Below are 21,691 nucleotides of genomic sequence, written 5' to 3'. Positions count from 1 at the left end.
TTTATTCTTTGCAGGCTAACCGAATTACAATATGCCTTACTCATCCTTATCAAAATCTACAGGGCGTAATTGCTACAGTATGTGAGCTGTTGCTCAAAAGGAGTCATGTTGTCTTCATCTATTCAAATCGTTATCACTTATTTGGTTCTGGTGGCGGTGTCTGTGTTGTTTGCGGAAAGTTCTAAAGCGCTGTTGGTGTGGTATTTGGTTATCGGTTTCGTGACGTTTTTTGTGTACGCGAAGGACAAGCGAGCAGCGATCAATGGCAATTGGCGTGTGCCAGAGAAAACTCTGCATATTTTTTCTGTTGCTGGTGGCTGGCTAGGGGCGTTGATTGCTCAAGATAAGCTGCGTCATAAAACGCAGAAGCAGCCGTTCAGAGCCATATATTGGGTGACAGTGGCAGTGAATGTTGCGGCGTTTGTGTGGACGTTAACGCCGAGCGGGCAGACGATGTTTGGTCGTTGGCTTAGTGAACTTGTGGGTTATTTATAAAGAGAATAACGGTTAGCACAGGAGTACCAACCGTTAAAATACAGAAGTTATTCGACTAGAGCATCGGAATGGTCGATGCTAGAAGCAAGCCTGCCATACCGTAGTTGAAGCTTTTGATACGGACTGGTGTTGTTAACCAGTGTTGCAGTTGTTTACCTGCCGCTGTCCAGAATGTCACGGATGGTAAGTTGGCGAGCGTGAAGATACCTGCGATGATCGCAAGCTCCCACCATGAACTGCCGCTGCTATACACTGAAATTGCCGTCAGCGCCATCGACCAACCTTTCGGGTTCACCCACTGAAAACTTGCCGCGCCGATGAAGGTCATTGGCTTATAAGCCTCGGTGCTTTTGGCTTTGCCGCTCAATGCTATCTTAATTGCAAGGTACACGAGGTAAGCAAGGCTTAGGTATTTCAAGATTTGGTGAGTAACTGGGTACGCGTTGAAAATGCCCATTAAACCGAAGCCAACCAGCAGCAACATGGCTGCAAACCCTAGAGCAATGCCAAGCATGTGTGGAATAGTACGGGCAAAGCCAACATTTGCTCCTGATGTCATGAGCATGATGTTATTTGGACCCGGCGTGAAGGTCGAGACGAACGCAAACAAGGCAAGTGCGCTAAGTTGTTCTAAAGGCATTATGGTTCTCCAGCAAAAAAATGAACGAAGTGACTGACCGGTCATGACTTTCACGTGTTGAGAAACATAGTAGGTGGAAAGTGAGGCAATTATGTGCTTTTATTTCCTCTATTATCACTAAATGCACAATAATAATTACTTATGGATAGATTTGACGAAAGGATATTGCAAGAGCTTAAATTGGACGGCAGAATCTCCAACATTGAGCTATCAGAACGGATTGGCTTGTCGGCTTCTGCGACCTTAAGGCGCGTACAAGATCTCGAGCGTAAAGGGATCATTCAAGGTTACCGTGCAGTTCTGGATAATGGCCTGATGGGCGTTGGCTTTATTGCTTACGTTTCGATTGGTTTATCGAGCCACAGCAAAGCGGCTCAACTAGAGTTTGAACAGCATGTCAGTATGGAAAAAGAGGTGGTGGAGTGCCACAACATTACCGGTGCCAACGAGTACTTGCTAAGGGTAGAAACCAAAGATCTACCGGGCTATAAGAAGTTTCATGCCGATGTGCTTGGGGAATGTGCTCAGGTGCAATCTATTACGACTATGGTTGTGATGGATACCCCTAAAGACGAACGCTAGTCGAGTTTTATTTCAGGAGAGGCGCAGTGCCAAATACCAATCAGTTGTTATTGTTCTTAGATGTGGTTCAACAAGGGTCGTTTACCAAAGCGGCAACCTTGCACGATATGGACAACTCATCACTCTCTAAACAGATCAAAAAGCTCGAGCAAGATTTAGGAGTTCAGCTGCTTAACCGCTCTACACGCTCGTTTTCGTTGACGTCGGCCGGGGAAGATATTCTCGCACAAACCTATGTGCTGAAAGACACTATCAATCAGATCCAAGGAATTGCAGATTCATACCAGTCTGAACCCAAAGGTGTGCTACGAATTACTTCACCGATCTATTTTGGGCAGCAATATTTGCAACCTATCATCACTCAGTTCATGAGAAAGTACCCAGATGTTCAGATCGTACTCTCACTAGACGATAAGATCGCCAACATCATTGCCGGGCAGTTTGATATCGCGTTTCGCTTCAGTAAGCTTGTTGAATCGAATTTGATTGCGAAGAAGATTGCCGACAGTAATTTCATGTTGGTCGCGTCAAACGATTTTGTGAAGCAGCACGGTGAACCGAAAACGCCACAAGATCTACTCGCTCTACCTGCGGTGATTTATACCAATGGTGATATGACGGTCGACCATCTGCGCATTAGTGAAGAGCCGGGAGGTAATACCTTCCAGAGCCTAACGATTCGTGGCAACTATAAGGTGAGTGATGTTCGTACTATGGTGTCTTGTGTGAAAGATGGTCTAGGTTATGGCTTCCTTGATCAATCAAACCTGTATGCCTCAATGAAAGAACTTGGCTTGGTCACTTTACTGCCGGATTATCCGATCTCTACGATTGATACCGCAATCTACGCTGTCTATCCGCACCGTAAGCAAACCAAACTAGTCAAAGAATTCATCACTACGGTTCAAGACTATATTGGCTCTCCGACGATTTGGGAGAAGATGCAGCAAGGTTAGTTGTGTTTCTAATAGTTCAAACTAAAAAGGAGCCAGATCGTCACACGATCTGGCTCCTTTTTAATTGTTCCGGCTATCACTGATTTACAATGTAAAGCTTAGCTATAGCTGGCGTGAACGGCTCATATTCACTAATACCTATTAATGCTCATGAATCACTTCTTTACCACTCGGATAAGCTTTGGTACCTAGTACATGACCATCAACTTCTTTGCCATAGTAACCTTGGTGATTGTGGTAGCGCTTAGCATTGCTAGCAACATCACCCTTGTATCGAGGATCTTGTGGGCGTTCATGACTATTCACAAATGCAGCAACATCCCATGCATCTTGAATCGAAAGTTGCTGGCTCTTTCCAAGCGGCATGTTTTCATAGATGAAATAGGCAGCGGTGTTCACCCGGTGCATACCCGCGCCCCAGTTATACGCGTTTTCGCCCCACAATGGTGGAAAGTATGAACGTCCGTCAGCCCCTTTAATACCTTCACCATTTTGACCATGACAGGTTTGGCAGTTGGTTTGGTAAACCTTTTCACCACGCGCTATCGATGGCTCTTGTTCAGGATTATCAATCTTAGGATAGCCACGCCCTGCCAACTTACTGCGGCCATCGATTGGGTATTTGCTTAACAGCTCTTCAGGGAGAGGGAAGCTTTCCGCTTTACCACCGACTTGTAAGTCGGCATCGCTAATCTCAGGAACGGGTGTATCTTGCATGCCGTTCTTGTCTAAGATGCCGCCCATCGCCAGCCAGTATGAATACGCCGTCAGTGCGACCATCTCTTTTGAACCCTCAGCCGGTGGCAGACCATTCATTGAGTAGGTGAAGCAACCTTGGATACGTTCTGCGTAGCTGTTTACCTTGTCATTCTTAGAACGATACGCAGGGTAGGCCATGTACGCACCCCAAAGAGGGGCAGCGTTAGGCTTCATGCCCGCTTGCATGTGGCAGTTGACACAGTTTTGTTCATTGCCGACGAACGTACCACGCATCTGTTGTGAATCGACAAACAGGGAATAGCCCAGTTTTACTTTGTCGCCAAACTCCCCATCAGGAATATCTACCAAGTCGCGTGGCACCAGATATTTATTATCTTGTGGTTTTTCAACGGCGGGCAGTTCGGTTTGGCGATCGGGCAACTCAGCTTCGGCATAAGCGATTCCAGAGGCAAGGGTTGCGGTAATTAGAAGTAATGTTTTCATGCGAGCCCTTTAGTATCGGAAAGATGCGAAGTAGTAAGACAGGTTTTTGATTTCATCGTCGGTCAACTTACCGGCGATATTGCCCATCATGTTCAAATCATCACCCTTACGAGTGCCGTTTTTCCAAGCGTTGAGCTGAGTTTGAATGTAGTCGGCATGCTGGCTTGCTAGGCGCGGGAATTTGTCTACGCCCATACCGCTTGGCCCATGACAGGTTGCACAGGCTGGAATGTTTCTATCCCAATCGCCTTGGAATACAAGTTTACGATAGGGGTTATCGATATCAGCCTGTGAGCCGCGCTGCTCTAAATCGGTAAATTCGTATGAAGGTAGTGATGCAAAGTATTCTGCGACCTCACGACGAACTGCGGGATCAGATACACCGTCAGCCATTCCCTTCATGATCGCGCTTTGACGCTCACCACTTGAGAACAGAACCAGTTGATGTTCTAGATAGTCAGCATTGAGCCCTGCAAGCATAGGGGCAATGTTGGGCATGCCTTTACCGTCGGCTTGATGGCAGCCGCTACAAGTTTCTGCGGCTTCTGGCATTGGATTAGGTGCTGCTTGTGCAAAAGCGGATAAAGAAAGGCTTCCTAGAGCAGCGATGCAAAGCGTTAGAGTTTGAGTTTTAATTGTCAGCTTAGTCATGAGGCGTCGCTATTGGTTGTAATGCATGCATTTTCGACATAATTGGTTGTTCGCGCTATTGTGGATTTCCACATTAATTCACTTGGAACTTGAGGTGAGTCTCACATTAATAACCTCAATCACCATAATGGTATTGATGTGAACTTCTATAGGTTGATCCAACTGCCGTTTATGAAATGCAAGGGAACTGCCATGTTCGCCTCGGTATAACTGCTTGTTAAGGCTCTTTTATGGCACCGATTGTATAAGCATAGCTGCTTTATGGATGCGGGCTAAAAAAGTTGTGGTGAAATGAAGATTACCTAATGGCTTTGGGTTGATTACTCTATCTAGAGCGGATGCTTTATCTAGATTGGGTACTTTATGTAGATTGGACGTTTATCCAAATAGGCTGCTTTTCTAGATCAAGGGGACGAAAAAGCAGAGCAACCTCGAATGACGAAGTTGCCCTGTTGTGTTCTCATCTGCAAATCAGATAAGGAAGTGTTTTGAATCAGTGATTAAGTTATAGCTTGCTGAGTTTAAGCTAGACCTTGTAGATCTTAGCCGGAAGCGCTTGCCTTGCTGCTGCTCCTACAACCCAATCTAACATGACGCCTTTGCCTTCTCTCGTCGGGTCAATCAAGCCTATATCATTGATGTTAACGCCATCGTTCGACTTCATCTTCACTGGTTGTTGTCCGTCACCAATCCAGTGTGCGCGTTCACCGAGCTCTTTGTGTCCAAAGCCGTGTTCAAAGCCTAATGTGCCTTGTTTGATGCCATCAATCACCATCGCCAACGCGTGTGTGGTTGAACTCGGTGTTTCAATGGCAAATACGTCGCCTGTTTTGATACCAGCAGAAGAGGCGTCTTGCGGGTGAATGTAAATTGGGTTCACTCCTTTGATCGACTCTAAGCGTGGTGATAAGTTAGAGACCGCACTGTGAATGTTGGATTTAAAGTTGGTTAGGGTGAACGGCCACTCTTTTGCTGGGAACTGCTCTGCTAGTGGCGTTCCGTCCGCGAGTTTTTGTGGATACCATGTAGGGCAACCCATGTATTGCTCGCCACTGATGGTGTTGCGAGAAGTACCGAGCTTTTCATTCCAGATAGCCAATGGTTTGGTCCATTTGTACTTCATGGTTTCATTGGTATACGCATTGGTTGCGTCTTCAAAACGGCCGCCACGCGCAAAGATATACGCTACTTTGAGCATCTCTTCAGGCTTGAGCGTTTTGTTCATCACAGGCACTAGGCGCTCAAGACCAGACCAAACAATATCTTCCGCATCCACATTCGGCACGCCACCTTTTACGAACGCTAAGTTAGCAGCCGAGCGCAGGTAGAAGTCTTCAGCGCTATGAATACCGTGCCAGTTACCTTGATTGTCTTTGATTACGTTGTCGCCGAAGCCACCTAGGCCAAGCGTTTTCGCTAGATCAATAAAGAAGTTCTCTAGGTTGATGGCACGTCCGTCTTGAGTGCGGGAAGTTTTAGGCTCAACAATCGGCCAACGAGCGGTGATCGCTTTGGTCGCGACACCATGCCAAGGTGTTGCCATGCCCCAGCTCTCGTAGGTCACTGTGTCTGGCACTAGGTAATCCGATAAGGCAGTCGTTTCATTGATAAAGGCATCGATAGACACGATCAAGCCAAGCTGTTTGGGATCTTTAAGCTTCTCGCCTAGCAGGTTGTCTAAGCCTGGGACACCATATAGTGGGTTCGCCATGTGGTTGATCCACGCTTTTGCACGGTAAGGGTAACCGTCAATCGCAGCTGATAAGTGCTCAGTTAAAAGCGGAGCTGATATTGGGTACCACGGCGCGCGGGTCGGGTAAGGTGACTCGCCTGCGGCAACGCGACGTTTGTATTCGCTAGTTTTTTGATACGGGAACTTGCTGCGGGACAAGAATACACCTTGAGGCTTAGTCTTACCTTTAAACTTGGTAAAGTCGTAACGAGGACCTGCAACCGAAGTCGGGTAGCCGCCCGCTTTCGCCATCGCACCGCCTTTCGCGTTGATGTTACCGATCAGCGCGTTCAGCATCAGAATAGAGAACGAGTTGTAGAAGCCGTTGGTGTGCATGTTGCCACCGTGAGTATCCACTACTGCTTTCGTCCCGTAACTGGTAAAGCGTTTCGCTAGCGCAATAATTTGGTCCTGCGGGATCTCACACTGCTCACTGTAGTATGCAAGGTCATATTTGAAGGCTTCTTCCTTCAATCTTTGCAGAGAAGACTTAACACGAACAGTCTGGCCATCAACTTCTACGTCTTGATCGACGAACAGAGCCGCTTCATTCACCTGAATATGTGATGCCAATAGTGACGTTGTCACATCAAGTGCGATAAATCCGTCATCGTCAGACATCGGTTCGCCTGTTTCTAGCAACCCTATATCCGATGCACGAAGCATACGCCCATTTTGTGGGTGCGACTCGTCACTGATCACGAGGTGAGATGCATTGCACCAGTGGGTGGTGCCTGCTTTTTGCATCGCTTGCGCACTTGGGCGAGACAAGAAGTCGTGATTGTAGCGTTGGTTTTCGATGATCCATTGGATCATGCCAAGAACTAATGCTGAATCGGTGCCCGGTTTGATCGGTAGCCAGTTATTGCGATCGCCCGCCGCAAGGCTTGACGATCCTGCTGGAAGGCTTGGTGTCACTATGGTGTAGCTGAGTTTTCCGTTGGTACGAGCCTCAGCCAATTGTCTTGCTTGACGCTTGAACGGGTTACCCGCTTGAGCCGGAGACATACCGATGAAAAGAATGAACTCTGCGTTGTTGAAATCTGGTTTTAAGTGCGAGAACTTGTCTAGATCGTTCATGATCGCACCTGAACCCGCACGGAACGCGTAACCACAGTAAGAGCCGTGGTGACCAAAGTTGCGTGTGCCGTAGCTGTTAAATGCAAAGCGCTTCAAGATGTCGTCACGACCTTCATTACCTGCATTGGTCACCAATAACTGGTTCGCTTTCGGTCCGTATTCAGGATTATTTGGATCGAGTGGTGTTTCGATGTCGCGAATCGATCGCAAGCCTTCAACTTTGCCTTCACCGAACAAGTCACCACCTTCGGTGATCTCAGAGATAAGTTGCTCGTAGCTGATCGGCTCCCACTTGCCTTCACCTCGTTTACCAACACGTTTTAAGGGTTGAGTGATTCGGTATGGGCTGTTTTGGATCTCTAACATGCCATTACCACGGGCGCAGGCTGTCGAACGATTGTTGATACCGGATTCTCCAGACAAGCCAATGTAGGCGTCTTTTACCGGTGTTTTGAACGGGATTTGCTGATCACTTGATAGCGGATGGTAGGGATTGCCCGAGATACGCAAAATTTCGTCATTGCGATTATCGATACGTACACGCAAGCCACACAGTGTCCAGCAACCAAAACACATTGATGGTGCAACGCGTTGGTTTGGATTCGGCGAGATCTTACCTTGCTCATCGACACTGTATTCCGTCTCTAGCGAATTACCGTGATGGATGTGGTTGGTTTTCTTACCCGCGGTGCCATCGATAGCACCGTGAACCATGTGTTTTGTGGTTGTCGCATAACCTGCAGCAAAAGCTCCAACACCACCGGCAGCAAGGCCTGTTTTCAAAAATTGACGACGTTTGTTATCCATGATGATTCCTCAGACTACAAGCTATGTGAGCGGTTAAGTGGTGAAGGTGTATTTTGGTTTGGCTTCGATGTTGTCTTTGGTGCAGAACCAGTTGTTCGTGTAGAACCAGTAGACACGATCTCAGAGGCGAACAATGCAAGTGCTAACCAAAGACCACACATACCAACAATGCCGAGTAATCCTGCGCTACCCATCGGCAGTTCATAAGGGAATGGGCCAACATCGAAACGTGGAATGGTTTGAACTTCCATCATGGTGACCCAACGTACCGCCCATGCAGAAACTATGGTCGCAAGCGCAACACAGATAATTCCTAGCTTACTTTGCGACAGGCGTTGCAGTGGTAGAACCAAGATCATGCACAGCAAAATGCTGGTGGTCATGATGCCTAAATTGATGCCCCAAGCGTCATTCTCATACAGGCTGAAGTGACCATGGTTAGATGCCCAAATCGACGTGAGAATGATGGCAAGGCCACCCGTTAAGGTAATGGTTCTTTGTATCAGAGCTAGGTCTGTTGGTTTTAAGCTTGGCTTGCTTGAAGGCAGAAGAGCCCAAATCAACAGCGTTAAACCCGTTGCAGCAAAGAATGCGGTAGTGAACCAAAGTAGTGGAGAAGCCGGTTGATGCCAAAGCGGTCGGCTCGCCAAAATCGCAATCTCTGCGCCTGTATAAAGCGCGATGCTTAGGCCCGAAATAGCCGTCACAGCAGCGAGTGCAATCATCAGCTTTGATGATATTTGCCATTTACCTAGCGTCAGCCAAGACAAACGTTTTAGAAATGGGTTTTCACTTTGTTTAAGCTGTGCGATGTCGTCACGCAGGTAAACCCAAGCCGTCGTGACAGCCAGACCAGAAAATAAAGGTAGAAACAAAGAGCCCAATGACATCCATGACCAAGGCGTAATATGAGCATAGAAGTGCCACGCACGTCCGGGTTGGTGCAAGTCACCGGTTAATGCTAATGGTCCAACAATCGCGCCAATGGCCATCACAAGCACAAGGGCAGAACGGAATTGGTGACTGGTTGAGTTTTTAAAGATCAGTGCAATCAAGAACAAAATAGCGGCCGCGTAGGCTGAACCTATGTAGAAGAAATATTGAACCGCCCACGGTAGCCAAGCGATCTCTTGAGCGGGGACTAACACCTCAGTGATATTCATGCTGTCTCTCCTTGTTTGCCTTGTGTCGCGATTGCCAATTCTTGTTTGCTAGAGGATGAGTTATCGATGGCGGCTGGATCATAAATCGCAGGTTGGCCTTCAATGTGACTAACGAATCGCTCGTTCATGCCGATATAGAAAACATGGGGGTTGGTATTCTGCTCTGGCTTAAGCACCTTGATGTCGTCTTGGTTTTCATTGAGCAGACGGTTGATCTCGCTGTTTGGATCTTTAAGGTCGCCAATGACACGCGCGCCACCGACACAGGTTTCTACACAAGCAGGCAGTAAGCCGTCTTCAAGGCGGTGTGCACAGAAGGTGCATTTGTCTGCGGTAAGGGTGTCGTTATTAATGAAACGAGCATCGTAAGGACAAGCTTGAACACAGTAAGCACAGGCTACGCAGCGTTCGTTGTCGACCATGACAATACCGTCTTCGCGTTGGAAGGTCGCTTGAACTGGACAAACCTTGATGCAGGGAGCGTTGTCACAGTGATTACAGAGACGAGGTAACATGAAAGATTTCACGTCTTGTTGAGCAGTCGAACCATCATCAAGGGAGACTTCATACTGTTTTACGGTGGTTCTGAATTGGCCAATTGGTGCTTGGTTTTCAACGCTGCAGCCAACAGTGCATGCCTGACAGCCAACGCACTTACGCAAATCAATCGCCATGGCGTAGCGTTTACCTACTTCGCCCTTGCGGTCAGGCTGGTTGTTATTGCGAATGGCTGTGCTGGCGACTGCGGTGTTGATTCCGGCAATGGGAATGAGCGCAGCGCCGGCGGAAACTTTACCGAATTGGCTGAGAAACCGTCTTTTCAATGAGTCCATAGAGGTACCTATAAATGGGTATTCGATCTGTTAGGCTCATTGTCAGTTTTTGACCGTTCACGAGGTATTGTGGATTTCCACATACCCAGATCAAAGTTGATCTAGAACAAATGTGGTTTTACTAATCTAGCTGTTATGCTTTGTTTAAAGGCTCTATTTAACGTGTCGTCAATGCGTTATTCGAGTGTGAACATGCCATCAGTGTGGAGAAAGAGATTTTAGTGACAGTCCGAAACCTAATATCAATCGTTAGCCTTTGTTGGTTGAGTCTAACTGCAGGAATCTGTTTAGCCGCTCAAGCGGAGCAAGAGATTACAACATCAAACACTGTTGAGTCGGAACAGGTGATTGAGGTCGGTGTGCTGGCTATTCGAGGCAAGCTTTCCGCGCAGCAGCGTTGGCAGCCGACGATGGATTGGTTGTCGGAGCGCATTCCCGGCAAACACTTTGTTCTCAAGCCTTTCAACTTAGAAGAGATGGCTGATGCGGTAAAAGGTGTTGAGGTCGACTTTGTCATCACCAACCCCGGTCAGGCGGTTCGATTAGGACGCCAGTATGCGCTTTCTTGGATGGCAACCATGACCAGTCATAACTTTGAAGCTCAAGACACTAGTAATACACGCAGCATTGGTTCCGCCTTGGTGGTGAGAAGAATGTCGCCTTATATCTCTCTCGAACAACTCAGCGGTAAGCCGATTGCGGCAGTATCTGAAAATGCTTTTGGTGGTTACCTCACTATGCGTTACCAAGTGATGCAACAAGGGCTTAATCCCAACCACTTTTTCTCTAACACCCAATTTTTAGGTTTCCCGATCGACGCCAGCTTGTATCAACTACGTGAAGGGCACATTGAAGCGGCTGTCGTACCAAGCTGTTTAGTTGAGAACATGATCAGTGAAGGTTTGCTGGTGGCGGGGCAATATCGAATTATCGAGAATCAAGCGCCAGAAGGATTCCGATGCCAAGTGTCTACGCCGTTGTACCCCAACTGGTCGTTCGCCAAAACAGAGCGGGCTTCTTCGGCACTGGCCAAACAGATGAGTCAGGTATTATTTGCGATGCCTAAGAGCAGCGCACCGGCCATTGCAGCGAATGCATCGGGTTGGACGTCACCGACAAGCTTGCTGGCGATCGACAAGCTATATCAACAACTCGACATGCATCCACTGCAACAACCTTGGTGGAAAGAAGCGTTAATCTGGCTCAAGTACAATCAACAGTGGGCATGGGCGTTCTTTATTCTTGTCGTGTCTCTGAATGCTTACCACTTCTGGCTAGAATACAAATTCAGTCGCAGCAAAAAGCAACTAGAAGCGACGCTGTACAAGCTGAAAAGTAAGAGTGAACAGCTAGAGCACTCACAACGTATCGCGGTAGTTGGTGAACTGGGAAGTAGCTTGGCACACGAGATTAATCAGCCTTTGGCAGCTATTCGGAATTATAGCGAAGGTGGTTTACTGCGGATTTCGAAGAACAAACCGCTGACCGATATAGAGCCTGTATTTGAAAAGATCCAGTCTCAAGTGGACCGTGCAGATGCAATCATCCAGCGCTTGAGAAACATGATCAAAAAGCGCTCATCAGAGAAGTCTCAGACCGATATCGAGCAGCTACTTACAGACACCATTGAGTTACTGCAATTCCGATTACAGAAGCACAAGATAACCATTGAACGTTATGTTGTGGGTGCACCTATCAAGCTACATGTTGACCCTGTCGGATTGCAGCAGGTAGTTGTAAATTTGATCAACAATGCGACTGATGCATGTAATGCTCAGATGCATCGCGAACAAAGCGCTGCGTCTGATATTGATAACAAAAACAGTGAGCCAGCGACAATTAAAGTGATTACCGAGTATCAACCGGATAAAATAACGTTGTCGATTATCGATAACGGAACGGGCTTAGACTTCACTGAACAAGAAGTGACTCAAGCCTTTGTGAGCAGCAAAGAAAATGGCTTGGGGCTTGGGCTCGCGATTTGCCAAGATGTTATTGAAGATCACAGTGGTCAAATGACGATCACGTCACTTACCCCACATGGATGTCATGTTGCGGTGACACTGCCTTTCTCTCTTTCAAATGATTCATAAGGAATCTTGTTATGTCTGAACTTCATCAAAGGCTTCCTGTCTATGTGGTTGATGACGATGAGTCGATGCGCGATTCGTTGGTGTTCTTATTAGAAGAGCATGATTTCACTGTGTCAGCTTTTGAAGATGGCCCCAGTTTTTTAGACTCAGTGGATTTGAGTGCACCGGGTTGTGTGGTTTTAGACAGCCGCATGCCAGAGATGAGAGGGCAGCAAGTTCATGAGTTGATGGTGAAAGCGCAGAGCCCACTGTCGGTGATTTATCTGACGGGTCACGGTGATGTGCCAATGGCGGTTGAAGCCTTACAAGCCGGCGCGGTGAATTTCTTTCAAAAGCCAGTTAAAGGTAATGAGTTAGCTGAGGCGATCAAACAAGGTTTGGACGCTTCTGAAAAGCACTTACACATGAACGTGTATCGCCAAGCGTACGCATCATTAACCGAGCGTGAGATAGGCATTCTCAAACAAATTATCGACGGTAAGCGTAACCAGAAAATAGCCGATGAATTGTGCATCGCAATGAGAACCGTGGAAGTACACCGAGCGAGTTTGATGAAGAAGTTTTCTGCGAAAACGGTCGCTGAGTTGGCATACATTTATGGGCAGCTTACCTAACCATAAGTGTAAGAGATAGAGAGTGGAAAATCATTCCCTTTACTACTGATTTTTTGGTGAAAGGTAGTCTTCATAAGTAATCGATATTGAAGCAAGATCACACCATTTATGGAGTGCATACGGATAGGTCTAAGTAGACTTTTTATCGTTATGTATTCCTGAGATACTGAACTGAGTTCATTTTAGGGCGGAACGTTTTAATAACGGCGCTTTTCCCTGTAATTCGAAACATTCACTATAGGTTGATAACTCCTCGACACCGAGGCTGGTATCAACCGAGTTAGGTTAAAATATTTTATGAGTACAATGGGAATCGCAATTGGTGCGACGGCTCTTTCGTTAATACTTGTCGCCGTGTGGCTGATCTCTTTATCGCTAAGAAAGCAGCGCTTGGAACAAGAACGTAAGGCTCGTGCTGTCGCTTACCGAAAAGCGATTGAAAAAGCGCGCATACAAGAGCAAAAAGAGCGTCACTTCAAAGCCGAAACTGGGCATGTACCGTCGATACTGTATTTGGCAAAAGAAGCTGAACGTAACAATATTAAGGAAGCTCTGTATTGGTACGACAAAGCAGCGCAACTCGATAATATCAATGGCATGTACGGCATTGTGCGCCTAAGCATGAAGCGTAAAGAAGACCTGATTTTAAGAGAAAAAGCCAACTTTTGGCAGCTTGCGATATCCGCATTGGACAATGACGTGTCTGCGAAATTTGAGATGGGCAAAGCGCTTGTCTTTGGTCGCGGAACCGATAAGAACATCCCTAAGGGTTATACCTATATTGAAGAGTCTGCGGCTGGTGGTAATACTGAAGCGATGCTGTTCATTGGTGACTGGTGTCTAGATAAAGAAAACCCAGACTACTCTGCCGAAAGCTCTGTCGAGTGGTACCAAAAGGCCGCGGAAAAGAATAGCTTAGACGGCAAGATCAAACTTGGTATGAGTTATTTGAACGGTGTGGGTGTTGAACCGAATCACGGCGAAGCGGTGTACTGGTTTGAAACTGCCGCAGAAAAGAACAGTGCAGAAGCCATGTTTAGAGCTGGTGAAGCTTGGATTGACCATGGTGAACACGGTAACGCTATCGCTTATATCTGGCTATTTCTATCGGCTCATTTTGGTTACTCAGAAGCCAAGCACTTGAGGGATAAAGTCGGCGGGGAACTTGGTGTGGATGCTGTCGTAGGCTTACAGGCTCTGACTAAACCGATAATGACTAAGCTGACACAAGAAGCAATCACTAAGCACTCAATCATTAAGGCGCTCAACAAGCTCTACAAACGCAATGTCCCTGTCCCTAAGAAGGTTAAAGAAGCGCCCGATGAAGAAGGTGAGGAGTTAAATGTCGATGGTAGTCATTTAGAGACCAAAGCGTCGAGTGAGCAAGGTTCTAACGTCGATTACAGCCAGCAGGCGACGCCAAGCGGTGCTGCGAATCAAGGGTCATCCAGCGATCAAGCAACGCATAACAAAGAAGCAAGCCCTAACTCTCTAGACTTCAGTCAGGCAACAGTGGATCCAAGCTGGAAAAGCAACCACTAAAACGTGTTGGTTAGCTTTGATGAGTTAGACAAGAATGACTAAAGCTATAAATCTATATAGCTTCTAACCGTAATCTAGAAAACCAAGACAACAAAAAAGGGAAGCGAATGCTTCCCTTTTTATTTGTGTGCTATTTGCTTTTAGAGCTTAGAGCTTAGAGCTTAGAGCTTAGAGCTTAGAGCTTAGAGTTAAAGCCTAATACCAAGAGCTGTTAAGCTTTGTTTTGCTCAGCTTTACATACAGCCGCAGTGAACACTACGTCAGTTGAGCTGTTAAGCGCTGTTTCAGCCGAATCTTGAATCACACCAATGATGAAACCAACCGCTACAACCTGCATCGCTACATCGTTTGAGATACCGAATAGGCCACAAGCTAGAGGAATCAGTAGCAGTGAACCACCGGCAACGCCTGATGCGCCACATGCTGAAATTGCAGCAACAAGGCTTAGTAGAATCGCAGTGAAGATATCAATCTCAATACCCATTGTGTGTACAGCTGCAAGCGTTAACACAGTGATGGTGATTGCAGCACCCGCCATGTTGATGGTTGCGCCTAGAGGGATTGATACAGAGTAAGTATCTTCATCTAGCTCTAGCTTCTTACAAAGGTTCATGTTCACTGGGATGTTTGCAGCGCTTGAACGAGTGAAGAATGCCGTTACACCAGACTCACGAATACATTGCAGTACAAGTGGGTATGGGTTCTGTTTTGTCTTTACAAAGACAAGCAGTGGGTTAACGACAAGAGCAATGATCAGCATTGAGCTTAGTAGAACCGCTAGCAGTTGACCGTAGCTTGCTAGTGCATCGAAGCCCGTTGTTGCGAATGTAGTCGAAACAAGGCCGAAGATACCAAATGGCGCAAGACGAATAATGAAGCGAACAATGTGTGAAACACTGTGGCTAAGGTCTTCGAAAACCGCTTTTGTTGTTGCTGATGCGTGGTGCAGAGCAAGACCAAGACCGATTGCCCAAGCAAGAATACCGATGTAGTTAGCGTTCATTAGTGCGCTAACTGGGTTATCTACAAGCTTGAATAGAAGCGTATGAAGAACTTCTGCAATACCTTGAGGAGGGTTAGCACCTTCAGCGCCAGCAACCAGTGTCAAAGTGGTTGGGAACATGAAGCTCATTACTACAGCAGTCAGTGCAGCTGAGAACGTACCAATCAGGTAAAGCACAATGATTGGACGCATATGAGTATGCTGACCTTTCTTCTGGTTTGCGATAGAAGCTGCAACAAGAATGAATACTAAAATTGGGGCAACAGCTTTCAGAGCACCAACAAACAGACTACCTAATAGGCCTGCATCTTGAGCTGCTGAAGGAGAAACCATGGCGAGAACGACACCGAAAACAATACCAGCAAGGATCTGTAGAACGAGATTTCCACGAGCGATGCGGGCGAGCATGTTGTGATTTTGCATAAAATACCTGCAATTGTTAATTTATTATAGTGATGTATTTTTTTATAAAGTTGTACCAAATCCAACTATACACTAGTGGAATGGGCGGTCATATTAGCGGGATCTAAGAGGGTGTCTAGGAATAGTTTACTTTTAGGGTGATTGTTTGCGCCATGTGGTGCTTTTGGAGCTAAATGTTAAATTTTTGTGCTTTTGTTGAGGTATAAGTCTGCTGAATAATGTTCCATTGGCTTAATGTTCTAGTATTTATGGTGTGTAAACCATTACTGATAAAAACATTGTGTTCGGAAATAGCTGCCTAAACTTGTATAGGTAAAAAAGCCACTTCAACAGACATCATAGACATCACCTACTTTGCTTAATCTACGTTGGTGCATGACTTGCCATGTTTTGTCGTTATCTAATCTTTCTATCGGCATTCCCACCTACTTAAGCAGCGTTAGCTGTGAATCTCATCAGCTCTCCTTAATAGCGTCAGGCTACTGAACTTAATACCTTGCTACTTTGATATATCGCACACCTTATCTGGTGATTTATATCATCATGTTATTTTATATGACGTAATTTATCTAAAATTGCCGTTGTAAGTGGGTGGCATATATCCTGTGTTGGTCTTAATTTACAAGAGTATGAGCAATGAGTTTAATCAGTATCCCTTATGTAGAGACCTCTGCAGATACCGTTTTACATATAGCAGCCGCTATCGTGCTGATCAGCACCATAGCGGCTGGCCTGTTCGGTTTTTGGAAGCTTCACGAGATCCCTATTCAAAAGGCTCATAAGACTGACCACCATCAGATAGGGTTGATTACCGCGCTCACTTGGATTGGCTTCATTTGGCACTGGGTGTGGGTGCTCGCCATTATCATTGCTTTTGTAGATTTTGAAAAAGCCATTATCCGACTGCGTGATTTATGGAATTCTCCGGCTCAAGTTAATCAATCAGAGGATGTCTAAATGTTAGAAGGTTTAGCGGTTTGGTGTTTGTTCATCTATTTATTAAGACTTGTTGGCATGCCTTGGAACACAGGGACGAAAGCATTCGCTTATCTAGGAGGCAGTGGTTGGTTGTTATTTGTGTGGGTAGGATTAATTAACTATACACCAATGGATTTGTCGGGAGGCTCTGTGGTGCAGTCTCCTCACATTCAGCTTCGCCCAACCTCAACCAATGTCTCGGGTAAGGTCGACCAGATTTATATCACCCCTAACCAACGCATTGAGAAAGGGCAGTTAATCTATGAGATTGAAAACGAGCCTTATCAAATTGCTTATGAACAAGCGAAGATTTCGCGCGACTCGGCAAACGTAGCGGTTAGCACTGCGGCTGAAGAAGTAAAAATCGCTGAATCCAGCTATCAGGCAGCGTTACATGATTTTGAAATGACACAAAGTGAGCTTTCAGCTGCTCAGTCAAATAGAGACTTACAGAAAAGAACGTTGAAGCGTTATCTTGAACAAAACCGAGTCGTGCGTAATACGATCACTGAAAGCATGATTGATAACCAGCAAACGGTCGCCGATTCTGCTGTGTACACTGTGGCCAAGCTTGAGTCACAGCTGAGCAAAAAGAAATCTGATGTAGAGAAAGCCAAGCTACAAATAACCAAAGCGGAACTCTCGGTTGAATCCCGTCAGTCAGACTTTAACGAAACAATTCAGAAGGTGAATAAAGCAAAATGGGATCTTGATAGCACCAAGATTTATGCACCCGCTGATGGCTTTGTGACTAACTTTATTCTTCGTGAAGGTCAGCTTGTTTCTAGAGTTCCACGATTGCAGATGTACACCAACGAGAAATACGTATTGATGAGAGTGAATCATCAAGCGATTAGAAATGTTAAACCGGGTCAATTGGCTGAATTTACAACGCCAGTTTATCCAGGGAAAGTATTCACGGCAGAGGTTGAAGGTATTATTGAAGCAACCGGCGAAGCGCAAAGTAACTTGCTTGGCTTTGACCAGAATGTTCGCTCTACGACAGGCAAGAACCTACAAAACAAACATCACTTTGTTAGGTTGAAAGTCTTTGAACCTGAAGGCTATAGCGTACCAGTCGGCTCGGTTGGTTTAGCTTGGATTAGCGGAGAAAAGCCAACAGAGCTTATGGCGTTTCTTGATGTAATACGTGGAATCATTTTACGTATGAAGTCGCAGCTCTACTACTTCTACTCTTTCTAGATCTAGAACCAGAGTTAATTCGGTTATTTAATTCCGAATTATTAAAAATAAGATTATTAATGAAATTACGGGCCACAGTCGTGGTCTGTAATTTTAATATGTTTGCTATTCAGTGAATATTTAATCGAAAGTCTAAATTTAACTGGAATATATTTATGCTATTCATATCTTCTGAAATAAAAAGATGCATTAAACCTATTATCTCTCTGTTGCTATTAACGAGCTTGGTGGGCTGTCAGGCGACTCAACGTCAGGACGCAACGACTGGTGAGATGGAAACGAATTCCACAACAAAAGGGACTGCGATTGGTTCTTTGTCTGGTGCTGCGATTGGTCTCCTATCTGGAGATAATTCAAAAGAACGGAAAAAGAGAGCGTTAATTGGGGCAACGGCTGGCGGTCTCATCGGTGGAGGAGTCGGCTACTCACTGGATAAACAAGAGGAAGCTTTGCGTCAGGAGTTGCTAGATTCAGGCGTTCAAGTAAAGCGTGTTGGTGAAAATGAGTTAGTGTTGGTGATGGAAAACGGCATCGGTTTTCGCTCTGGTGAATACCTACTTGAAGCGACGGTATACAATTCATTGAATGGTGTTGCGAGAATATTGGTCGAGTACCCAGATTCGTATTTGCAGATCAAAGGCTATACCGACAGTACTGGCAATGATGCTTCTAATCAGCAGTTGTCTGAGAAACGTGCTGATTCAGTAAAAGCTTACTTAGTGAATCAAAAAGTGAAAGGTGGACGAATCAGTACCAGCGGCCTTGGTGAACGTTACCCTATTTGTGACAATGCAACCGAAGACGGAAGAGCCTGCAATCGCCGTGTCGAGATCAGTATCCAAGCCATCTAGCGAGGTGATGCAACCTTTCTCATCCGCAAGTAGAGACACTCTGCGGATGTTTTATTTTATTCCAATGATTTGAGATATTGCTTGGGTGTCATGCCTCGATGCTTCTTAAACATATGCGTAAAGCTATCGAGATGGTTATACCCTAAACTGCTTGCAACTTCTTCGACTGGTATTGATTGGCTTAGCATTTTGACCGCTTTGTTGCTTAAGACAAAACCACACATTTCGGTAAAGTTGTGGCCATATTTATGGAATCTACGTTGAAACTGCTGAATTGATAGGCCCAACAGGTTCGATACTCTTTCGAGTGTCGGTAAACCAAAATGACATGAGTAGTTGATGGCTTCATAAACTAACTTAGTGTCATCGCTAGGATCGGGCATGTCTAAACATCGGTCCAAATCCTCAAAATTCAGCGAAAAGGTTTGCTTGGTATCTTGATTATCAGCCAGGTTTGCCAAGCGTAAGCTGGAATGAAACCAGATCTCTGTTTGATGATGATTCCACGCGACATCACAGCCAAAATAATCTTGATATAGTTTCTCATCCGCACGCTCTCCTGAAAGTAGTACGCGCATCGGAGCAAAGTCTGCCCCAAGGTATTTTTTCAATATTTTTGACATCAAAACAGCGACTCTAATACTGTCATGAACGTCTAAGTGTTCTGCATCATACTGATTGTTGTAAGTCCACTTGATGATAGACCCCGCAGGTGCAGCAACCCAAAAAGCACCGGATTGAATACACCCCATGCCGTAATTTACCTTTCTTATCGTCGACATTAAGTCATGACCAGAGAACATCCATTGGCCTAATCCGCCCAAGTCTTCGACCCGGAAATGGCGCACAGCCTCGAGCATAAAGTTTGGATTTTTTGTATAGCATTCGAGTTCTTCATAAAGCTGAAATACCTCAGAAATGGGCAACAGGTTCATTGTGTGATTAAACGCGGATTGGGGAATTGTCTGTGGGGAGATTGGATCTGAATAATATTGATTACATACGTTGTAATACAAATTCATCAGGCTATTTACCCTTATAAAGTAAGTTGTGTTGATAGTCATTCATCCATCCAAACCTCTGTGAATTAGGTCATAAACATAGCATAAATGACGTAATTTAACGAGTTTTAACAGACCCCAACGATGTTAGTTAACATCAAATATATCGGTAAAGTAGTGGCGATAATATTAGTAATAATGGTGTTAACTACAATTATTGATAGCTGTAAATACTGAGTTGAGTAAACCCCAATACTATTTTTGAGAACCAGAAATAAATTGGATGGAAATTTTTAATCATGGTTTCAGCGTCTTTTAACTTCAGAGAATTAAATAGAGATTAATTAATGACACATACTCCTAAGATAGAAAAAATTAGCGTGTTTGATCGTATTAACGCATCGGCACTGATGTTATTGACTTCTGAATATAAAAGCTTGGAGCAGTTGCGAAGAAAAAACGACTATCCAATGTTCCCAACATTTGAAACGACACCATCCATGCCAATAAAGCGAACCAAGATAAATGGTGTCGATATTCGATACGCACATTCTGAAGCGATTGGTAAACCGACTCTTGTGATGCTTTCCCCTTTTCCTCAAAGCATTCTTGCGTATGCCCCTATCTGGAGTGGGTTGGCTGAATACTACAACCTATATGCTTACGATATGCCTGGGTTCGGCGGCAGTGCGGGCGGGATTGAATACATGTCTTTCAAGGCTCAAGGCGACTTTTTAAAAGAATTCTTAAATCATTTGGATATTCAAGAACCACATTTATTGGGGCCTGACGTTGGTATGCCCGCGATCGTTTACTACGTGGGCACATATGACAATGATGTCAAAAGTTTATTGATAGGCGATGGTCCAGCAATTAATCCTTCGTCAAATGCAAGCGCCATCCGAAAAATGGTCGACTCATCGTTTTGGCGCACTGTTTTTAAAGTGACAGGGGCTGGCTCTTTAGTTCAAGGCTGTATCAAGGTTTGCTATACGAACTATCGCCCCAATCAAGAAGAGATTTCCGACTATATTGCTTCTTATCGCAATCGAATTCCTGCCGTCATGCAATGGTTTAAAGACTACCCAAAAAGTCTAGCAACGGTTGATCCATTGCTCGATAAAATAGAGTTACCCACTCAGATATTTTGGGGAGAAAACGATGCAATTCTTTACGTCGATAATGGAGAACGTTTAGCTAAACGTATGTCGAATGCTGAGTTAACAGTATTCAAAGGCAGTGGTCATTTTTGTTATCAAGATAGGTATCAAGAGTTTTCGGTAATGGTGAAATATTGGATTGATAAGACGCAATAACAGTTAAATGACTGAGTAAATATGATTGAAATGGAACTACGAGAAGGTTCATGCTCAATAAAAGTGAATGTCGATTTATTGAGCGCCTTTCGAGCTTTTTACCACTTCTATCCTCATCCCTTATCTAAAACTAATCAAGGCATGGTAAATGCAGAAGCTAACCCTTTTAGCGCTAAGTTGTATTCTATTATTAGGTTGTTCTATCAATAAGTTAGCCGAAGAAAAAGACCACTTCGTTGATGATTATATCGAAATTAATAAACAAAATATTAAAGACTTACCTCAGTTGTTAAATGCTATCGCGTTTGAATATTCTAGGTTTGCTAATCAAGCTGAATAGCCGCTTTTGCCCTCGCTGACAATTATGTTTCACGATCCTGTTTTAGAGTCGAGTCTGGTACATAAAGAGCATTTGAGTACGTTAGGCATCCCCTTAAACGTCTCGCTATATATAGACGAAAATGGAGCTCCTAACGTGATTGGAGTGAAACTCGTCACTCGGACGTCAGGGCAAGATTACGAAGC

Annotated in this window: 19 protein-coding genes; 11 read left to right on the top strand and 8 right to left on the bottom strand. The window is 45.2% G+C overall.

Features of this window, described 5'->3' with window-relative positions; translation table 11 throughout:
• Window positions 1-105 precede the first annotated feature (105 nt).
• A complete protein-coding gene (locus AB4274_RS08420) occupies window positions 106-495 on the top strand; it encodes a DUF1294 domain-containing protein (protein WP_017064222.1) in 390 nt (129 codons plus the stop codon).
• A gap of 55 nt (window positions 496-550) precedes the next feature.
• Here AB4274_RS08420 and AB4274_RS08415 read toward each other — a convergent pair whose 3' ends face one another.
• A complete protein-coding gene (locus AB4274_RS08415; RefSeq protein WP_017058847.1) occupies window positions 551-1,135 on the bottom strand; it encodes a LysE family translocator in 585 nt (194 codons plus the stop codon).
• 141 nt (window positions 1,136-1,276) lie between these two features.
• On the opposite strand from AB4274_RS08415, the gene AB4274_RS08410 reads away from it, so the two are divergent.
• Together AB4274_RS08410 and AB4274_RS08405 are read left to right on the top strand one after the other, a co-directional pair.
• Entirely contained in the window at window positions 1,277-1,717 is a 441-nt protein-coding gene (locus AB4274_RS08410; RefSeq protein WP_009845852.1) for an Lrp/AsnC family transcriptional regulator, read from the top strand.
• 26 nt (window positions 1,718-1,743) lie between these two features.
• Window positions 1,744-2,673: a LysR family transcriptional regulator gene (locus tag AB4274_RS08405; RefSeq protein WP_017070613.1), complete on the top strand. Its 930-nt coding sequence runs from the start codon at window positions 1,744-1,746 to the stop codon at window positions 2,671-2,673.
• Between the two features lie 141 nt (window positions 2,674-2,814).
• On the opposite strand, the gene AB4274_RS08400 is transcribed toward AB4274_RS08405, so the two are convergent.
• The 5 genes from AB4274_RS08400 to dsrO form a co-directional block, all read right to left on the bottom strand.
• On the bottom strand, window positions 2,815-3,876 hold the full coding sequence (locus tag AB4274_RS08400) for a c-type cytochrome (protein WP_372111683.1): 1,062 nt from the start codon (window positions 3,874-3,876) through the stop codon (window positions 2,815-2,817).
• A 9-nt stretch (window positions 3,877-3,885) separates the two neighbouring features.
• On the bottom strand, window positions 3,886-4,527 hold the full coding sequence (locus AB4274_RS08395; protein ID WP_017064226.1) for a c-type cytochrome: 642 nt from the start codon (window positions 4,525-4,527) through the stop codon (window positions 3,886-3,888).
• A 526-nt stretch (window positions 4,528-5,053) separates the two neighbouring features.
• Window positions 5,054-8,146: a tetrathionate reductase subunit A gene (locus AB4274_RS08390; RefSeq protein ID WP_372111680.1), complete on the bottom strand. Its 3,093-nt coding sequence runs from the start codon at window positions 8,144-8,146 to the stop codon at window positions 5,054-5,056.
• A 14-nt stretch (window positions 8,147-8,160) separates the two neighbouring features.
• Entirely contained in the window at window positions 8,161-9,309 is a 1,149-nt protein-coding gene (gene nrfD / locus AB4274_RS08385) for an NrfD/PsrC family molybdoenzyme membrane anchor subunit (RefSeq protein WP_017064228.1), read from the bottom strand.
• Window positions 9,306-10,142, bottom strand: a complete 837-nt coding sequence (dsrO, locus tag AB4274_RS08380) for a sulfate reduction electron transfer complex DsrMKJOP subunit DsrO (protein WP_017064229.1) — start codon at window positions 10,140-10,142, stop codon at window positions 9,306-9,308. The genes nrfD and dsrO overlap by 4 nt, the downstream gene beginning before the upstream one ends.
• A gap of 221 nt (window positions 10,143-10,363) precedes the next feature.
• On the opposite strand from dsrO, the gene AB4274_RS08375 reads away from it, so the two are divergent.
• The 3 genes from AB4274_RS08375 (at window position 10,364) to AB4274_RS08365 (ending at window position 14,391) form a co-directional block, all read left to right on the top strand.
• Window positions 10,364-12,235, top strand: a complete 1,872-nt coding sequence (locus AB4274_RS08375; protein ID WP_372111677.1) for a PhnD/SsuA/transferrin family substrate-binding protein — start codon at window positions 10,364-10,366, stop codon at window positions 12,233-12,235.
• Between the two features lie 11 nt (window positions 12,236-12,246).
• On the top strand, window positions 12,247-12,849 hold the full coding sequence (locus AB4274_RS08370; RefSeq protein ID WP_086968722.1) for a response regulator transcription factor: 603 nt from the start codon (window positions 12,247-12,249) through the stop codon (window positions 12,847-12,849).
• A gap of 306 nt (window positions 12,850-13,155) precedes the next feature.
• Entirely contained in the window at window positions 13,156-14,391 is a 1,236-nt protein-coding gene (locus tag AB4274_RS08365) for a tetratricopeptide repeat protein (protein ID WP_102462182.1), read from the top strand.
• Between the two features lie 211 nt (window positions 14,392-14,602).
• On the opposite strand, the gene sstT is transcribed toward AB4274_RS08365, so the two are convergent.
• A complete protein-coding gene (gene sstT / locus AB4274_RS08360; RefSeq protein ID WP_372111674.1) occupies window positions 14,603-15,817 on the bottom strand; it encodes a serine/threonine transporter SstT in 1,215 nt (404 codons plus the stop codon).
• Window positions 15,818-16,453: 636 nt separating this feature from the next.
• Between sstT and AB4274_RS08355 the strand changes: the two genes are divergently transcribed.
• The 3 genes from AB4274_RS08355 to AB4274_RS08345 all read left to right on the top strand — a co-directional run bounded on the left by AB4274_RS08355 (window position 16,454) and on the right by AB4274_RS08345 (window position 18,849).
• Window positions 16,454-16,774: a hypothetical protein gene (locus AB4274_RS08355; RefSeq protein WP_017072398.1), complete on the top strand. Its 321-nt coding sequence runs from the start codon at window positions 16,454-16,456 to the stop codon at window positions 16,772-16,774.
• The gene (locus AB4274_RS08350; RefSeq protein WP_017081815.1) at window positions 16,775-17,998 is read left to right on the top strand and encodes an HlyD family secretion protein; all 1,224 of its coding nucleotides are present in this window, start codon (window positions 16,775-16,777) and stop codon (window positions 17,996-17,998) included.
• 188 nt (window positions 17,999-18,186) lie between these two features.
• Window positions 18,187-18,849 (top strand): OmpA family protein, encoded by a 663-nt coding sequence (locus AB4274_RS08345; protein ID WP_029235518.1) that lies wholly within the window; start codon window positions 18,187-18,189, stop codon window positions 18,847-18,849.
• Between the two features lie 56 nt (window positions 18,850-18,905).
• Here AB4274_RS08345 and AB4274_RS08340 read toward each other — a convergent pair whose 3' ends face one another.
• Window positions 18,906-19,913, bottom strand: coding sequence for an AraC family transcriptional regulator (locus tag AB4274_RS08340; protein ID WP_017072401.1), 1,008 nt, complete (start codon window positions 19,911-19,913; stop codon window positions 18,906-18,908).
• 284 nt (window positions 19,914-20,197) lie between these two features.
• On the opposite strand from AB4274_RS08340, the gene AB4274_RS08335 reads away from it, so the two are divergent.
• Window positions 20,198-21,166, top strand: a complete 969-nt coding sequence (locus AB4274_RS08335; RefSeq protein ID WP_372111672.1) for an alpha/beta fold hydrolase — start codon at window positions 20,198-20,200, stop codon at window positions 21,164-21,166.
• A 148-nt stretch (window positions 21,167-21,314) separates the two neighbouring features.
• Entirely contained in the window at window positions 21,315-21,506 is a 192-nt protein-coding gene (locus tag AB4274_RS08330) for a hypothetical protein (protein ID WP_372111669.1), read from the top strand.
• Window positions 21,507-21,691: the final 185 nt, after the last annotated feature.

The sequence above is a fragment of the Vibrio sp. 10N.261.55.A10 genome (assembly GCF_041470825.1).
Lineage (GTDB): Bacteria > Pseudomonadota > Gammaproteobacteria > Enterobacterales > Vibrionaceae > Vibrio > Vibrio crassostreae_C.
This window is presented reverse-complemented; position numbering and strand designations above follow the sequence as displayed.

What these genes read in the sequence shown, in the direction of transcription:
- AB4274_RS08340 (WP_017072401.1), bottom strand. Translation starts at nt 19,913, where the DNA reads ATGACTATCAACACAACTTACTTTATAAGGGTAAATAGCCTGATGAAT.
- AB4274_RS08335 (WP_372111672.1), top strand. Translation starts at nt 20,198, where the DNA reads ATGACACATACTCCTAAGATAGAAAAAATTAGCGTGTTTGATCGTATT.
- AB4274_RS08390 (WP_372111680.1), bottom strand. Translation starts at nt 8,146, where the DNA reads ATGGATAACAAACGTCGTCAATTTTTGAAAACAGGCCTTGCTGCCGGT.
- AB4274_RS08370 (WP_086968722.1), top strand. Translation starts at nt 12,247, where the DNA reads ATGTCTGAACTTCATCAAAGGCTTCCTGTCTATGTGGTTGATGACGAT.
- sstT (WP_372111674.1), bottom strand. Translation starts at nt 15,817, where the DNA reads ATGCAAAATCACAACATGCTCGCCCGCATCGCTCGTGGAAATCTCGTT.
- dsrO (WP_017064229.1), bottom strand. Translation starts at nt 10,142, where the DNA reads ATGGACTCATTGAAAAGACGGTTTCTCAGCCAATTCGGTAAAGTTTCC.
- AB4274_RS08395 (WP_017064226.1), bottom strand. Translation starts at nt 4,527, where the DNA reads ATGACTAAGCTGACAATTAAAACTCAAACTCTAACGCTTTGCATCGCT.
- AB4274_RS08365 (WP_102462182.1), top strand. Translation starts at nt 13,156, where the DNA reads ATGGGAATCGCAATTGGTGCGACGGCTCTTTCGTTAATACTTGTCGCC.
- AB4274_RS08350 (WP_017081815.1), top strand. Translation starts at nt 16,775, where the DNA reads ATGTTAGAAGGTTTAGCGGTTTGGTGTTTGTTCATCTATTTATTAAGA.
- AB4274_RS08420 (WP_017064222.1), top strand. Translation starts at nt 106, where the DNA reads ATGTTGTCTTCATCTATTCAAATCGTTATCACTTATTTGGTTCTGGTG.
- AB4274_RS08400 (WP_372111683.1), bottom strand. Translation starts at nt 3,876, where the DNA reads ATGAAAACATTACTTCTAATTACCGCAACCCTTGCCTCTGGAATCGCT.
- AB4274_RS08415 (WP_017058847.1), bottom strand. Translation starts at nt 1,135, where the DNA reads ATGCCTTTAGAACAACTTAGCGCACTTGCCTTGTTTGCGTTCGTCTCG.
- nrfD (WP_017064228.1), bottom strand. Translation starts at nt 9,309, where the DNA reads ATGAATATCACTGAGGTGTTAGTCCCCGCTCAAGAGATCGCTTGGCTA.
- AB4274_RS08355 (WP_017072398.1), top strand. Translation starts at nt 16,454, where the DNA reads ATGAGTTTAATCAGTATCCCTTATGTAGAGACCTCTGCAGATACCGTT.
- AB4274_RS08330 (WP_372111669.1), top strand. Translation starts at nt 21,315, where the DNA reads ATGCAGAAGCTAACCCTTTTAGCGCTAAGTTGTATTCTATTATTAGGT.
- AB4274_RS08410 (WP_009845852.1), top strand. Translation starts at nt 1,277, where the DNA reads ATGGATAGATTTGACGAAAGGATATTGCAAGAGCTTAAATTGGACGGC.